The organism is Lentzea tibetensis (genome assembly GCF_007845675.1).
Taxonomy (GTDB): Bacteria; Actinomycetota; Actinomycetes; order Mycobacteriales; family Pseudonocardiaceae; genus Lentzea; species Lentzea tibetensis.
Map to the genome: position 1 here is coordinate 73,116 of NZ_VOBR01000029.1, position 14,034 is coordinate 87,149.

Sequence of the window (14,034 nt, forward strand, 5' to 3'; positions counted from 1 at the left end):
ACTGCAATTGGTTCAGCCGGGCGTGGCCGGTACGCGAAATTTCTCCTCAGGACTGCAGCACGGCCTCCACCTCGTAGGTCGACTCCGTGCCCATTCCGGTGGTCGTCTTCAACGTCAACCGCACCACGGGTGCCTGCCCCGTCAGGTCGAGCGTGCCGCCGACCTCCGCGTGCGCGGCCGTGAGCCCGCTTCCCGCGTCCCGGCTACCAGCGAGGACGTGCACCGGTCCGGTGTTCAGCACCTTGCCGGTGATGGGGAAGACGTCGTCGCGCGCGTCCGGCGGGTCGTACACGAACGCCCCGTCCTCGCGGGCGTCGATGACGAACACGGCCGCCGCGAACCGGCTGCGCGCCGATGCCTCGAACTGCTCGCTGCCCGCCTTCGCCTTGAACGACGTGATGGTCCGGATGGTGTACCGCGTGCCCTTGACGTCCGGCGGCGGAGCAGGCTGTTCGCTCTCGCCGAACGCCGGGTCGATCGGCGACGACACTTGCGCCTCGGGGTCGTCGGACACCAGCACCGCTGTGAACGTCGCGGTGAACGTGCCGGGCGTGCTCAGCCCGCTCAACGCCAGTCCCTGCAGGCTCAGCGTGCCTTCCTGCCGCTGCTCGGTGGCGCGGAACCGCACGTCGCCCGCGTTCGGCTGGTACGCGACGGCCAGCAGCCCGGACGTGGCGGTGAACGTGTTCGCCGACTGGTCCAGTGGAGGAGGAGGGCTGAGCGGCGTGAGCGTGTGCTCGCCGCCGGACTCGCGGACGGTCGCCACCGGCTTGTCCGCACCCTTGCCGAAGCACGTCCCGTTGGTGCCGAACCAGATGGCGCCCGGCTTCGGCGTCCCCATCGGGAACCCCACCTTCATGCACCACTCGTACGGCTGCCCGTCCGTCGCCTTCCGGATCCGCAGCTCACCCTGCAGCTCGAACGGGTCACCGCCGATCGCACTGCCGCGCACCGTCACCGTGTACGCCCCGAGCCGCACCGGCGGATCGCCGCGCAGCGCGATGACGACGGACGCGATCGACGCCGACGCCGCCAGCGCCACGATCACGCCGATCACCCACATCGCCCGCGGCGACCAGCCGGTGATCGTGTTGTGGTCGCCGGTGATCACCGGCGCGTTGATCGTGCCCTGCACGCCTCGTTCGCCGACCATGCCCGCCGCCTGCTCGGACCGCTGGCGCAGCGCGGCGACGCCGAGCACCACACCCGTCACCCCGAAGATCACCGCGGCGACGCCGGCCAGCACGCTCGACGCGCTGTCCTTGTCCTGCAGGGAGAGGCCGGACAGGTACCAGACCCATCCACCGAGGCCCAGCGCGAGCAGGACGCACACGACGGCGATCGCGACCTTCAACCGGCACCTCCTCGCGGCAGGCTTTCCTGACTTTCCCCGCGAGGCCGCTGATCGTTACGCCCGGTGCCGTGCAACCTCCCGGCACCTCCGCACCGTCCTCACCACGAGAAGCGACGGGGGTGGGCGTGGTGCGGTGGAAGGCATGCGCGATAACGGTGTTGCTCGTCGTGGCGGGATGCGGCGGCAAAGCACCGCTCGGCTTGGTCCAGACGATCGCCCCGCCGGTCTGGGCCGACCCGAACTGCCCGCCCCCGGACAAGGACCCGCTCCCCGGCGGCGAGCAGGTGACCAGGGGCAGCATCCCCGACGGGTTCGCCACGACCTGGGTGCTGCGCTGCCGCACCGAGGTCCGCGAGATTCAGGGCAAGGGCGAGTGGACCATCCAGATCGCCGAACGTTCCGACACCAACGCGCAGGAGCTGGTCGACCAGCTGCGCAGGCCGTCCGACGGCCCGACCGCCAGCGCGTGCACGATGGAGTTGGTGGTGCCGCCGTACTTCCTGCTGGTCGACGCGGCCGGAAGGGCGGTTCTGCCCCAGGTGCCGGTCGACTCGTGCGGCAAGCCGCGGATCGAGGCGCGCAAGGCGTTGGAGGCGCTGCCGTTCCGCACGATCGCGGAGACGCCGGTGGTGCAGGTGCAGAGCCAGCAGTCGATGGACGCCGGGTGCTCGGAGTCGTACAAGGACCTCATCGCGATCGAGGCGAGCAGCGCTGAGCCGGGGCCGGCGACGCCGATCTGGCGGACCGCGGTCGGCGCGATCGGCGTCTGCGTCTACGAGACTCAGCAGGAGGTCGGGAAGTTCGTCGCGGGACACACGATCAGGGACGACGCTGCCAAGTCGCTGCTGGCCGCACTCGACAACGCCGTCCCCGCCGCCGTGTGCACCGCGCAGCACACGAAGTTCGCTCTGCTCAGCGTTCCGGGCGAGGCGACATCCGTCGTGGTCGAGCTCGACGGATGTCGCCGTCTCCTGCGGCCCGACCAGACGGTCGGTCAGCTCGACGAGTCCGTGATCGCGATGATCAGAACGACGTGAGCGTCACCTTCGCCGCCCGCGGGTTCGGGTCGTGCACGAGCGACTCGAAGTGGCCGACGTCGTCGAACGCGAACCCGTACGCCTTACCGTCCACCATGTTCTGGTGGATGATCTTCGAGTAGTGGTTGGTGGTCGCCCGCGTGTAGAACTGGCTGGGGTTGGTCGTCGGCTGGGTGTGCAGGAAGCCCAGCGTCGACCGGTTCAGCGCCGCGCACAGCGAACGCGAGATCGCCCCGATGTCGTTGTTCGGCGCGGCCAGCCTGCCGTCGCAGTTGAAGATGTCGCGGCTCGACGGCTGCTGGAACGACGCGACGTGCCCACCGGAGGTGTTGGTGAAGTTGAGGACGCCACCGCTGGTGCGGCCGGTGAACCGGACACCGGGCTGGTTCTCGTAGGGCACGACGGTCAGCGGCTGCGACTGGTAGGTCGACCACGCGCCGGCGACGTAGCTGTTGAAGTAGTTGGCGTTGAACACACCCGCGTCCAGGCCCTTGCTCGGGTTCAGCACGCGCAGCCTTTGGCCGCCCGCGCTGTACACGAGACGGGCCCAGTCGCCGCCGAGCGCCTGGTGCTGGTCGAAGATCCGGTTGCGGCCGCCGGACACGAGCTGACCGGTCCGCTTCACGGCGCCGGTGCCGGTCGTCACCTCGACCGCGTGCGGGACGCTGAACATGTCGACCTGCGAGCTGTTCAGCCACAGACCGCCGTTGTCGTAGGTGAACTCGCTCCAGTCGAACAGGATGTCGCGGTTCGCGTCACCCGCCGCCCACGGCGCGGGCTGCACCAGGTTGCCGCCGGGCACGAGGAAGAACTTCAGCTTCTGCCCGAACGACATGTACATCCGGCCACCGGCCAGACCGAGCGGGATCTGCAGCGTCCTGCTGCCGCCGTTGCCGGGACCGGGTATCGACGCGTCCGGCGCGGGACTCGGTGGGATCGCGCCGCCGGTCCACGGCGTGAACCCGCCGCTCGCGTTCAGGTAGCCGGCCCTGCCGTTCAGGATGCCGGTGACGTACAGGTACACCGCGTCGCCGCGGCCGGAGTTGTTCTGGACGGTCAGCGGCAACATGCTCGGCGGTGCCGCCTGTGCCGACGGTGCTGACAACGTTGCCAGTCCGACGAGGACGGACACGATCAGCGTCATGGCTGACCGGAAGTGCTTGCGCACAGCATCTCCTCACGAGGCAGGGGGCAGTGTGAGAGCGCTCTCATAGTCCGTGCCGTTGCCGTGACGTGTCAATGGGGTGAACATTCGGATCATGCGCGCACTGATGGTCGACCCCGCGGACGCCGGCTCGCTCTCGCTCGACGAGGTGCCCGATCCGGTTCCTCTCGCCGGAGAACTGCTGGTCGAGGGCTTGGCCATCGGCATCTGCGGCACCGACCGCGAGATCGTCCGCGGCGAGTTCGGCACCGCGGGCCGCCTGGTGCTCGGCCACGAGTCACTGGGCCGGGTTCTCACACCGGCAGGCGACTTCGAGGTGGGCGACTACGTCGTCGGCGTCGTGCGCCGCCCGGATCCCGTGCCGTGCCCGGCGTGCTCGCGGGGCGAGTTCGACATGTGCCGCAACGGCGAGTACACCGAGCGCGGCATCACCGGCATCGACGGCTACGGCAGCACGCTCTGGACCGTCCCGGTCGATTTCACGGTCCGCCTGGACCCGGTCCTGCACTCCGTCGGTGTGCTCGTGGAGCCGACCTCGATCGTCGTCAAGGCGTGGGAGCAGATCTCCCGCATCAGCGCGCGCAGCTGGTTCGAACCGTCCACCGTCCTGATCACCGGCGCGGGCCCGATCGGACTGCTCGCCGCGATGATCGGCGTCAACCGCGGCCTGGACGTGCACGTGCTCGACCAGGCCACGTCAGGCCCGAAACCATCGCTCGTGGAGAGGTTGGGGGCGACCTACCACACGTCGATGCCCACCAAGCTGTTCCCGGACGTCGCGATCGAGGCGACCGGCGCGCCCCGGCTGGTGTTCGACGTGCTCGACTCGGTGGCCCGCAACGGAATCGTGTGTCTGACCGGAGTTCCCTCGGAGGAACGGCTGACCGTCGACGCCGGCCTGCTCAACCGGAACATGGTGCTGTCCAACCAGGTCGTCTTCGGCACCGTCAACTCGAACCTGTGGCACTACCGCGCCGCCGCCGAGATCCTGTCGCGAGTGGACCTCTCCTGGCTGGCCGATCTCATCACCAGGAGAGTCCCGCTCGACGGTTTTGTCGAGGCCTTCGAGACCCGGCCTGACGACGTGAAAGTCGTGCTGGACCTGAGTGGTTGAAATCCGTATGTCCCAAGGACATGCAACGCGTTGACCTGCTGCTTTCGGGCGGACTTGCGGTGTCGTACGGCCGCGCTGGCCGACGAACAGTGCCGCGCCTAGCGGACACCGAACAAGTGGTCCAGTGCGAGCTGGTCCAGCCGCTCGTAGTGCATCCCGCGCACCGCGGCCTCCTCGACGTCGAACGCGTCGTCCGCCAGCGAAGCCAACGTCTCGTCCGGCCCGACCGTCGGCACAGCCAGACCGTCCACACGGGACGCCAGCAGAGCTTCCTGCACCTCGGGGTCGGCCCGGAACGCCCGAGCCCGCTCGGCGAAGATCAGGTAGTTCCGCATGCACCCGGCCGCGGCGGCCCACACGCCCGAGTAGTCCTCGGTCCGGGCAGGCTTGAAGTCGAAGTGCCGCGGCCCGGAGTACCCGGCGCGCTCCAACAGGTCCACCAGGAAGAATGCGGTCTTGACGTCCCCGTTGCCGAAGCGCAGGTCCTGGTCGTAGCGGGGCCCGTTCTGGCCGTTGAGGTCGATGTGGAACAGCTTGTCCTGCCACAACGCCTGCGCGACGCCGTGCACCATCGACAGCCCGGCCATCTGCTCGTGCCCGACCTCCGGGTTGAGCCCGACGCGCGACGGTTCCTCGAGTTGCGAGATGAACCCGAGCGCGTGGCCGATCGTCGGCAGCAGGATGTCGCCGCGTGGCTCGTTCGGCTTCGGCTCGAGAGCGAACCGGATCGGATAACCCTGGTCGCGCACGTAGGAGCACAGCAGGTTGAGCGCCTCGGCGTACCGGTCCAGCGCGCAGCCGACGTCCTTGGCGGCGGGTGACTCCGCGCCCTCGCGGCCGCCCCACAGGACGTACGTGGACGCGCCGAGAGATGCGGCCAGGTCGATGTTGCGCAGCGTCTTGCGCAACGCGTACCGGCGCACGTCCCGGTCGTTCGCGGTGAACGCGCCGTCCTTGAACACCGGGTGCGTGAACAGGTTCGTGGTGGCCATCGGCACGACCAGGCCGCAGGCGTCCAGCGCCTTGCGGAACGCGTCGACACGAGAGGAGCGTTCCGACGCGGAAGCCCCGAAGGGGATCAGGTCGTCGTCGTGGAAGCTGATGCCCCACGCACCCAGCTCCGCGAGCCGCTCCACCGCCTCGGTGGCCTCCAGTGGCTCGCGGGTCGGCAGGCCGAACGGGTCGGCGCCGCGCCAGCCGACGGTCCACAGGCCGAAGCTGAACTTGTGCTCGGGGCGAGGTGCGTAGGCGTCCACCCCCTCAGCCAACTTCGTGGGAGCGCGTTCCGCAAGTCATGTGCCGTTCGGAATCCTGGCACGTGGTTCGCGTCCGAACGGCTGCGCGGGGCGCGGCGGGGACGGCGTGGGCGGGATGGGCATCGTGACGGGGGAGTCGGGCTTCACGGTGATCGGCTCGCCGTGGTGGTGCAGCTCCAGCGCGCCGCCGGAGATGATCTCGTACGTGGCGGACGACGACGTCACCGACACGCAGAACCTGGTGTTGCGGAAGCACAGGCGGAACGTGTAGCCCCGCAGGCAGAGGGGAAGGCGGGGTGCGAACGTGAGGCCCGAGTGGTCGCGCATCCCGCCGAACCCGGCGACGATCGCCGCGCACGCGCCGGCCAGTGAGGCCATGTGCAGTCCGTTGTGGACGTTGTCGTGCAGGTCGTGCAGGTCCGTGTAGGCGGCTTCCAGCAGGTAGTCGTACGCCAGCTCGAGGTGCCCGACCTCGGCGGCGAGCACGGCCTGCGTTCCGGCGGACAGCGACGAGTCGCGCACGGTCCGCGCCTCGTAGTAGGCGAAGTTGCGTTCCTTCTGCTCGGCGGTGAAGGCGTCGCCGCGCAGCTGCATGGCCAGCACCAGGTCCGCCTGCTTCACGACCTGCTTGCGGTACAGGTCGAAGTACGGGTAGTTCAGCAGCAGCGGGTAGCAGTCCTCGGGAGTGTTCTCGAAGTCCCACTCCGCGTGCTTGGTGAAGTTCTCGGACTGCGGATGCACCTCCAGCAGCGTGTCGTACGGGATGGTCATCTTGTCCGCCGCGGACGTCCACGCCGCGAGCTCGTCCGGGGACACGTCCAACGAGGCTGCCACCGAGGGGTGCCGGGTGCACGCGTCGACGGCGGCGCGGAAGTTCCTTTGTGCGATCAGGTTCGTGTAGATGTTGTTGTCCACGATCGCGGAGTACTCGTCCGGGCCGGTGACGCCGTCGATGCGGAACCCGTCGTGCCGATCGTGGTGGCCGAGCGACGTCCACAGCCGCGCGGTCTCCACCAGCAGCTCCACCGCGCACCCGCGGTCGAACGCCTCGTCCTGGGTCGCGTCGAGGTACTGCGCGGTCGCGTAGGCCACGTCGCCGGACACGTGGAACGCCGCGGTTCCGGCGGGCCAGTAGGCCGAGCACTCGGCGCCGTTGATCGAACGCCACGGGAAGGCCGCGCCGTCGAGTCCCAGCACGCGGGCGCGTTCGCGTGCTTTGTCCAAAGTGGAGTGACGCCAGCGCAGCGCGTCGCGCGCGGCCTCGGGCAGCGTGTAGGTGAGGATGGGCAGGACGAAGATCTCGGTGTCCCAGAATGCGTGTCCGTCGTAGCCGGGACCGGTCAGGCCCTTGCCGGGGATCGCACGAGTCTCGCCGCGCGCCCCCGCCTGCAGCACGTGGAACAGCGCGAACCGGACCGCTTGCTGGAGTTCGTCGTCGCCGTCCAGCGTGATGTCCGCGACCTCCCAGAAGTCGTCGAGGAACGCGCGCTGCTCGGCCAGCATCCCGTCCCAGCCGGTCTGCAACGCGCCGGCCAGCGCGGCCTCGACCTGGGCGCGCAGCGCGGGAGCCGACCGCTGTCCCGACCAGCCGTAGCCGAGGAACTTGGTCAGCCGCAGGCAACCGCCCGCGGGCACGTCGACGGCGGCGGTGAAGCGCGCCAGGTCGTCCTCGGCGCTGATCGCGGTGTGGACGCCGTTCTCCACGCTCAGCACGTGGTCCATCGCGGCGGCCATCCGCAGGCCGGAACGGCGCGTGCGGTGCGCGAGCACGGCGCGCTTGTCCTCGGCGTAGGTGAACTCGGAGATCAGCGGTGCGTCCAGCGCGGCGGCGACGCGGGGGTCGTTGGTGTGCCGCTCGATCGGCTCGTTGGCCAGCAGGTCCGACTGCACCACGAGCTGCAGGTCGTCCTGCGGCTCGACCTCGTAGTGGATCGCGGCGACCGCGCGCTGCGTGAACGACACCAGCCGCTCGCTGCGCACCGTCACGACCCGGCCGGTCGGTGACTCCCACACGGTGCGCCTGCGCAGCGTGCCGGTGCGGAAGTCCAGCGCCCGCTCGTGCTCCAGCGCCCGGCCGTACCTCATGTCCAGCGGCTCGTCCTCGACCAGCAACCGGATGATCTTGCCGTCGGTGACGTTGACGATCGTCTGACCGGCCTCCGGGTACCCGTAGCCCGCCTCGCCGTACGGCAGGTCGTGCTCCTCGTAGAAGCCGTTCAGGTACGTGCCGGGCAGGCCGCGCGGCTCGCCCTCGTCCAACGTCCCGCGCAGGCCGATGTGGCCGTTCGACAGCGCGAACGTCGACTCGGTGCGGCGCAGCTGGTCGACGGCCAGTCCCCGCCAGCGCAGCTGCCACGGTTCGATCGCGTAGCTCACAGCAACTCCGCCAGGTCCTTGACGACGATGTTCGCGCCCGCTTCGCTCAGCGCCTTCTCCCCGGCACCGCGGTCGACTCCGACGACGTACCCGAAGCCGCCGGCGTGTCCCGCCTGGGCACCGGCGATGGCGTCCTCGAACACCGCCGCGTGCGCCGGTTCGACGCCCAAGGCGCGCGCTCCGGCCAAGAACGAGTCCGGTGCGGGCTTGCCGCGCAGGTTTTCTCGCGTGATCACCAGCCCGTCGATCTGCGCCTTCACGAACCGGGTCAGCCCGGCCGCCTCGAGCACGCGCGTGGCGTTCGCGGACGACGTGACGACGCCAATGGGCAGGCCCGCGGCCTCGACGGCCTCCACGTAGGCGACCGAGCCGGGGTAGGGCTGGACACCGCGTTCGCTGATGATCTGGTCGATGAGCGCGTTCTTGCGGTCGCCGACCTGCCGCACGGTGTCCTCGGCCGGCTGGAGCCCGCGCGACTCGAGATAGGTCCGCACGCCCTCGTAGCGGGGCCGACCGTCCACGTAGCGCAGGTAGTCGTCCTCGGTGAACGGTTCGCCGAGATAGTCCTCGAACGTCTTCTTCCACGCTTCGCGGTGCAGAACGGCCGTGCTGGTGAGCACTCCGTCCAGGTCGAACAGGACGGCACGCGTGTCGTCGGGCAGGCCGAGCATCGGACTCCTCACGTTGGCGGCTCCCACCCAGCATGCACCCGCCCGGCCGGTCGTGCACCGGACGGGCGGCACACGACCGTCAGGCCTGCCGCCACATGGGCCACATCGGCGGCCCGTCCTCTGGCAATCGGTAGGGCTCACCCAGCACGTGGTAACCGCTTTCCAGGTAGAACTCGACGTTGGCCGGGGAGCTGGCTTCGAGGAACGCGGAGAGCCCGCGTTCGTCGAGCGTTCTGTGGTGGTGGTTCAGCATCGCTGTGCCGAGTCCCCGTCGTTGGTGGGCGGGCTCGACGGCGAGGAACGACAGGTGGTGGTGCCGGTCGTCCGCGGGGTGGTGTGCGGCGAACGTGTCGTCCATGAGCCGGAACCGGCCGGTGGACGCGTAGTCGTCCGGCAGCGGGACCGGGCCTTCGTCGGGGTGGAACCAGACAGCGGCGGCTCGGGCGTCGTCGAGCAGGTCGACGTGGCCGTGCTTGAGCGCGTGCGCGATCCACGTGGTGAAGTTCGCGCGGGTGAGCTCCGCGCGCGCGGCCGGGTCGGGGACGAGCCACCGCGACGGCGGGAGGTCGTGGAACGCGCGGGTGATCATGTCGGCGACGCGGCCGACGTCGGCCGAGGTCGCGAGGGTGATGTGCATGCGTTCGGCGTACACCGCAAGAGTCCAGGTGACCACGATTAACCGCGAAACCTGGCCACTGGATCGTTTCGATCAGACAGCCTGCCCGACCAGTGAGCCGATGCCGTACGTCACGCCCATCGCGATCAGCCCGCCGACGACGTTGCGCAGCACCGCACGGCCTTGCGGCGCACCGCTGAGCTTCGCGCTCACCGCGCCCGTCAGCGCCAGCGTGAGCACCGCCGCGACGACCGTGATCGGCACCCGCAGCGACACCGGGGAGAACGCGATGGCCAGCAACGGGAGCAGCGCGCCGACGGTGAAGCTGATGAAGCTCGCGATGGCGGCGCCCCACGGGTTGGTGAGCTCGTCGGGGTCGATGCCGAGCTCGGCCTCGGCGTGCGCCTGGAGCGCGTCGTGCTCGGTGAGCTGGACGGCCACCTCGTGCGCGGTGTCCGGTTGGAGGCCCTTCTCCTGGTAGATCTCGGCCAGTTCCTCGAGCTCTTCCTCCGGCATTTCCTTCAGCTCGCGCTTCTCCTTGGCGAGCAGCGCCTTCTCGGCGTCGCGCTGGCTGGACACCGACACGTACTCGCCGGACGCCATGGACATCGCGCCCGCGAAGAGGCCCGCGAGGCCCGCGACCATGATCTGCGAGAGCGCGGTCGTCGCGCCCGCGACGCCGACGACGAGGCTCGCGGTGGAGACGATGCCGTCGTTCGCGCCGAGCACTCCGGCGCGCAGCCAGTTCATCCGGTCGCCGGTGACCTCTTCGTGGGATTCGGGATGCACCGGGTCAGCGTAGGTTCGGACGCATGCTCGCGTGGCACACCGCGCCGTTGCAGGTGCGTGACGTTCCGGTCCCCTCGCCTGCTCCGGGTGAGCTGCTGGTCCGCGTGCTGGCGTCCGGTGTCTGCCGGACGGACCTGCACGTCGTCGACGGCGATCTGCCCGTGCACCGTCCACATGTGACACCGGGGCACGAGGTCGTCGGGACCGTCGAGGTGGCGGCGGGGGACTTCGCGGTGGGGGAGCGAGTCGGTATCGCGTGGCTGCGGCACACCTGCGGGACGTGCCGGTACTGCCTGCGCGGCGCGGAGAACCTGTGCCCCTCGTCGCTCTACACCGGATGGGACGCCGACGGCGGGTACGCGTCGTACGCCGTGGTGCCCGCTGACTACGCGCATCGGCTGCCTGTGGGGTACCGCGACGTCGAGCTGGCGCCGTTGTTGTGCGCGGGGATCATCGGATATCGGGCGCTGGAGCGGGCGTCGGTTCCCGCCGGCGGGCGGCTCGGGATCTACGGGTTCGGCGGGAGCGCGCACCTGGCCGCGCAGGTCGCGATCGCTCGGGGTGCGGTCGTGCACGTCGTGACGCGGTCCGCTGAGGCGCGTTCGCTGGCGTTGTCGCTCGGTGCCGCGTCGGCCGGGTCGGCGCCGCCCGAGCCGTTGGACTCGGCGATCCTGTTCGCGCCCGTCGGACCGCTGGTGCCCGCCTGCCTGGCAGCGCTGGACCGCGGCGGGGTGCTGGCGATCGCGGGCATCCACCTCACCGACGTGCCGCCGCTGAACTACCAGGAGCACCTCTTCCAGGAACGCGAGATCCGCAGCGTCACGTCCAACACCCGCGCGGACGCCCGTGCGTTCCTCGCGTTCGCCGCCGCGCATCGGCTGCACGTGGAGGTGTCGGAGTATCCGCTGGCCGGCGCCGCTCGCGCTCTCGACGACCTGCGTGCCGGCCGGGTTCGCGGCGCGGCTGTTCTGGTCCCGAACGAGGCAGTTTCCGCAGGTCAGAGTAGTTGAATCGCGTTTTTGTCAGACCCCGGTGGCACCATCTCGAACAGATGTTCGTTTCGTTCGAGGAGGCTCACGATGCAGACGCGACTCGACCCCCGCCGCTGGCCAGGCCGGGTGGTCCCGGAGACGGACCGCGAGGTCGACGTGGCCGTCGAGGCCCTGTGCTCGCGCGCGAGCTGGCCGGACGCCGTGTTCTCCCGGATCCGCGACGTGCTGGCGCCGTGGTTCGCGGCCGGGTGGTGCGTCGATGCCCTGTTGCGTGCCGTCGACACCCGCCCGGACGGCGCCAGCCAGGGCAGGCCGCGCGGCCGCGACCAGGTGGCGCACGAGTTCCTGCACGCCCGGCTCCGCGCCTGGTCCGGCGACGGGTCGGGGTTCGCGCGTCCGCCTTTACCCGGCATGACGCTGGGGCAGTGGTGGCGCGTCAACCGGCGCAACGCGGCGCTCAACGCGCCTCGGGCTCGCACGCCGCTGGCCGAGGCGGGGGAGTCGGCCCGTGCGGCCGCCGCTTCGCAGGCCCGCGCGCACCTGCGCGACCCGGTGCAGCGCTGTCGTGAGCGCGGGCGCCGGCGGCAGGAGGTGCTGGACAGCCTGCTGGTGCCGGGGTTGCGGCCGCCCACGTTCGAGGACGCCTGGCGGTTGCTGGCCGAGTTCCCCATGCCCACTCAGCGGGTGTGCAGCCACTGCGGGCACGTGCGTCAGCCCGCCCGGCACGCGGCCTGACGCCTGCGCCGAGGCTTCGTCCCGGTCGGCATGCGTGATGCGGAAGCCGGGTGCGAGCTTTCGCCGGGCTGCGGGCGCGACGATCCTCCGTGGTGCCTCCGCCGCCTTGCAGAAAGGCGACTACCGCACATGGACCCGAACGCTCCCACCACAGCTCTGACCCGCCGCTGCTTCATCGGCTGCGCCACCACGGCCGCCCTGGCCTGCGGCGCGACTGGCACCGCCCACGCCGGTTCCCGCGGTACCGCGGGTCGCGCGACGATCCCGCCTGGCACCGTGCTCGCGAAGACGGCCGACGTCCCGCTGACCGGCGGCATCGTCGTCCAGGTCGGCGACGACGTGGCCGTGGTCGCTCAGCCTGCCGAGGCGACGTTCACCGCGTTCAACGCGGTCTGCACCCACGAGGGCTGCACGGTCAACGAGATCGTCGAGAACGTGATCATCTGTCCGTGCCACGACAGCAGGTTCAGCTCCGAGGACGGGAAGGTGGTGCAGGGGCCTGCGGAGGACCCGCTGCCCGTGATCGAAGTCGAGGTGTCCGGTGAGAACGTGGTGACGACCGGGGACGAGCCCCGCTAGCCGGCACCGGCCGGTCGGCCAGCTCCGGATGGACCGACGAGCGCTACTCGGCCTGGCTGGCCGAGCTCTGAGTGTCGGCGCTGGTGAGCCGGAGCACGTAGCTGATGGCGGGTTCACCGGAGAGCACGGCCGAGCCGGTCGGGACGAACCCGGCGCGGGACAGGACGGTGCGCGAGGCGGTGTTCACGACGGCGGCGGACGCGCGCAGGGAGGTCAGGCCGTACTCCGTGCGCGCCAGGTCGCACACCGCCCGCACGGACGCGGTGGCCAGGCCCTTGCCCGCCGCCTTCAGCGCGATCCGGAAGCCGAGCTCGGCGGTGCCGCCGGCCACGTCGACGAGGTTCACCCGGCCCAGCACCGAGCCGTCGGCGTCGAGCACCAGGTGGAAGTGGCACAGGCCGGTGGCCTGCTCGGCGAGCAGGGAGCGGTGCCGGGCGTCGAAGTCGGTGAAGTACGCGTCGCCGCGGTCGGGGACCCAGGCCGCGAAGTACGCGCGGTTCTCCTGTTCGAACGCCAGCAGCGCGGGGCCGTGGTCAGGACGGAGCCGTTCGATCACGCGACCTCCTCGCGGTGGCTGACCAGGTGGTCGAGCAGGGCGTCGCGGTCGGGGTGTGCGCCAGCCTCGACGAAGGCGATCGTCTCGGGCACCCCGACCGGGCAGAGGGCGGCGGCGTCGATGCCGACGAGCGTGTCGCCGTTGGCGCACTGGGCTTCCCGCAGCAGCCAGACGTCGTCGGCCTGGCCGTACCTCGACGGCAGCTCGGTGGCCTCGACGATGCTCTCGCCGACGCTCCACTGCGCCGCCCGGTGGGCGAGCACCTCCTGCCGACCGTCCGCGCCGACGACCTCGTCGCAGGCGACCTCGGTCCAGCGGCTCGGGTCGGCACGCCACCCGTCGAGATCAACTGGCACGGCGTGACAGTAGCGGGGTGCGACACGCCGCGTGACCAGGACCACGGCAATCGGCCCGCTGAATCGTGTTCATCGGCTCCGGATGCGGGGAACACCGGTCGGGTCATCTACGGAAAGGGTCGACATGCTGGAAGTGACCCCAGTGGCCGCAGAGGTCATCAAGGAGCTCGTGACCGATTCCCCCGCAGCCGGTGACCACGGCCTGCGGTTCAGCCTGCAGGGGGACGAGGACAGCCAGACCTCGCTCGAGCTGTCGGTCAGCGAACCGACGCCGGGTGACGAGGTGATCGCCTCGGAGTCCGGTGCGCGGGTGATCATGGAGCCCGCCGCGGCGCGGTTCCTCGACGACAAGGTGCTGGACGTCCAGGAGGACGCGAACGGCCAGCCCGCTTTCGCCATCGCCCGGCAGGGCTGATCACGGGGCTCGCCGAGGTGATG

At 70.4% G+C, this 14,034-nt stretch carries 15 protein-coding genes; 6 read left to right on the forward strand and 9 right to left on the reverse strand.

Annotated elements, in window-relative coordinates; genetic code table 11:
- Window positions 1-46 precede the first annotated feature (46 nt).
- Window positions 47-1,354: a hypothetical protein gene (locus FKR81_RS34290; protein ID WP_146358387.1), complete on the reverse strand. Its 1,308-nt coding sequence runs from the start codon at window positions 1,352-1,354 to the stop codon at window positions 47-49.
- Window positions 1,355-1,482: 128 nt separating this feature from the next.
- Between FKR81_RS34290 and FKR81_RS34295 the strand changes: the two genes are divergently transcribed.
- On the forward strand, window positions 1,483-2,391 hold the full coding sequence (locus FKR81_RS34295) for a hypothetical protein (RefSeq protein WP_146358388.1): 909 nt from the start codon (window positions 1,483-1,485) through the stop codon (window positions 2,389-2,391).
- Here the strand turns inward: FKR81_RS34295 and FKR81_RS34300 are convergent.
- A complete protein-coding gene (locus FKR81_RS34300) occupies window positions 2,378-3,559 on the reverse strand; it encodes a beta-1,3-glucanase family protein (RefSeq protein ID WP_235921966.1) in 1,182 nt (393 codons plus the stop codon). The two genes, FKR81_RS34295 and FKR81_RS34300, sit on opposite strands and share 14 nt — an antisense overlap.
- Window positions 3,560-3,650: 91 nt before the next feature.
- On the opposite strand from FKR81_RS34300, the gene FKR81_RS34305 reads away from it, so the two are divergent.
- Complete coding sequence (locus tag FKR81_RS34305; RefSeq protein WP_146358389.1) at window positions 3,651-4,670, forward strand: glucose 1-dehydrogenase; 1,020 nt, start codon at window positions 3,651-3,653, stop codon at window positions 4,668-4,670.
- Between the two features lie 98 nt (window positions 4,671-4,768).
- Here the strand turns inward: FKR81_RS34305 and xylA are convergent, their stop codons facing one another.
- From xylA to FKR81_RS34330, 5 genes are all read right to left on the reverse strand, one after another.
- On the reverse strand, window positions 4,769-5,926 hold the full coding sequence (gene xylA, locus FKR81_RS34310; protein ID WP_146358390.1) for a xylose isomerase: 1,158 nt from the start codon (window positions 5,924-5,926) through the stop codon (window positions 4,769-4,771).
- Between the two features lie 36 nt (window positions 5,927-5,962).
- Entirely contained in the window at window positions 5,963-8,302 is a 2,340-nt protein-coding gene (locus FKR81_RS34315; RefSeq protein WP_146358391.1) for a glycoside hydrolase family 65 protein, read from the reverse strand.
- Window positions 8,299-8,973 (reverse strand): HAD family hydrolase, encoded by a 675-nt coding sequence (locus FKR81_RS34320; RefSeq protein ID WP_146358437.1) that lies wholly within the window; start codon window positions 8,971-8,973, stop codon window positions 8,299-8,301. The genes FKR81_RS34315 and FKR81_RS34320 overlap by 4 nt, the downstream gene beginning before the upstream one ends.
- Window positions 8,974-9,052: 79 nt before the next feature.
- Entirely contained in the window at window positions 9,053-9,610 is a 558-nt protein-coding gene (locus FKR81_RS34325) for a GNAT family N-acetyltransferase (RefSeq protein WP_146358392.1), read from the reverse strand.
- A 72-nt stretch (window positions 9,611-9,682) separates the two neighbouring features.
- Window positions 9,683-10,339 (reverse strand): VIT1/CCC1 transporter family protein, encoded by a 657-nt coding sequence (locus FKR81_RS34330; RefSeq protein ID WP_146358438.1) that lies wholly within the window; start codon window positions 10,337-10,339, stop codon window positions 9,683-9,685.
- Between the two features lie 62 nt (window positions 10,340-10,401).
- On the opposite strand from FKR81_RS34330, the gene FKR81_RS34335 reads away from it, so the two are divergent.
- From FKR81_RS34335 to FKR81_RS34345, 3 genes are all read left to right on the forward strand, one after another.
- Entirely contained in the window at window positions 10,402-11,388 is a 987-nt protein-coding gene (locus FKR81_RS34335) for a zinc-binding alcohol dehydrogenase family protein (RefSeq protein ID WP_146358393.1), read from the forward strand.
- Between the two features lie 69 nt (window positions 11,389-11,457).
- Window positions 11,458-12,105: a hypothetical protein gene (locus FKR81_RS34340; RefSeq protein ID WP_146358394.1), complete on the forward strand. Its 648-nt coding sequence runs from the start codon at window positions 11,458-11,460 to the stop codon at window positions 12,103-12,105.
- Window positions 12,106-12,234: 129 nt separating this feature from the next.
- Complete coding sequence (locus FKR81_RS34345; RefSeq protein ID WP_146358395.1) at window positions 12,235-12,684, forward strand: Rieske (2Fe-2S) protein; 450 nt, start codon at window positions 12,235-12,237, stop codon at window positions 12,682-12,684.
- A gap of 43 nt (window positions 12,685-12,727) precedes the next feature.
- Here FKR81_RS34345 and FKR81_RS34350 read toward each other — a convergent pair whose 3' ends face one another.
- Both FKR81_RS34350 and FKR81_RS34355 read right to left on the reverse strand, forming a co-directional pair.
- Window positions 12,728-13,240: a GNAT family N-acetyltransferase gene (locus FKR81_RS34350; RefSeq protein ID WP_146358396.1), complete on the reverse strand. Its 513-nt coding sequence runs from the start codon at window positions 13,238-13,240 to the stop codon at window positions 12,728-12,730.
- The gene (locus FKR81_RS34355) at window positions 13,237-13,596 is read right to left on the reverse strand and encodes a hypothetical protein (protein WP_146358397.1); all 360 of its coding nucleotides are present in this window, start codon (window positions 13,594-13,596) and stop codon (window positions 13,237-13,239) included. The genes FKR81_RS34350 and FKR81_RS34355 overlap by 4 nt, the downstream gene beginning before the upstream one ends.
- 124 nt (window positions 13,597-13,720) lie before the next feature.
- Here FKR81_RS34355 and FKR81_RS34360 point away from each other — a divergent pair, with 124 nt between their 5' ends.
- A complete protein-coding gene (locus tag FKR81_RS34360; protein WP_146358398.1) occupies window positions 13,721-14,011 on the forward strand; it encodes an iron-sulfur cluster biosynthesis protein in 291 nt (96 codons plus the stop codon).
- Window positions 14,012-14,034 lie beyond the last annotated feature (23 nt).

Bases quoted from the DNA above. Each gene is read 5' to 3' on its own strand.
- FKR81_RS34305 (WP_146358389.1), top strand. From the start codon at position 3,651: ATGCGCGCACTGATGGTCGACCCCGCGGACGCCGGCTCGCTCTCGCTC.
- FKR81_RS34320 (WP_146358437.1), bottom strand. From the start codon at position 8,973: ATGCTCGGCCTGCCCGACGACACGCGTGCCGTCCTGTTCGACCTGGAC.
- FKR81_RS34325 (WP_146358392.1), bottom strand. From the start codon at position 9,610: ATGCACATCACCCTCGCGACCTCGGCCGACGTCGGCCGCGTCGCCGAC.
- FKR81_RS34330 (WP_146358438.1), bottom strand. From the start codon at position 10,339: ATGAACTGGCTGCGCGCCGGAGTGCTCGGCGCGAACGACGGCATCGTC.
- FKR81_RS34335 (WP_146358393.1), top strand. From the start codon at position 10,402: ATGCTCGCGTGGCACACCGCGCCGTTGCAGGTGCGTGACGTTCCGGTC.
- FKR81_RS34340 (WP_146358394.1), top strand. From the start codon at position 11,458: ATGCAGACGCGACTCGACCCCCGCCGCTGGCCAGGCCGGGTGGTCCCG.
- FKR81_RS34345 (WP_146358395.1), top strand. From the start codon at position 12,235: ATGGACCCGAACGCTCCCACCACAGCTCTGACCCGCCGCTGCTTCATC.
- FKR81_RS34360 (WP_146358398.1), top strand. From the start codon at position 13,721: ATGCTGGAAGTGACCCCAGTGGCCGCAGAGGTCATCAAGGAGCTCGTG.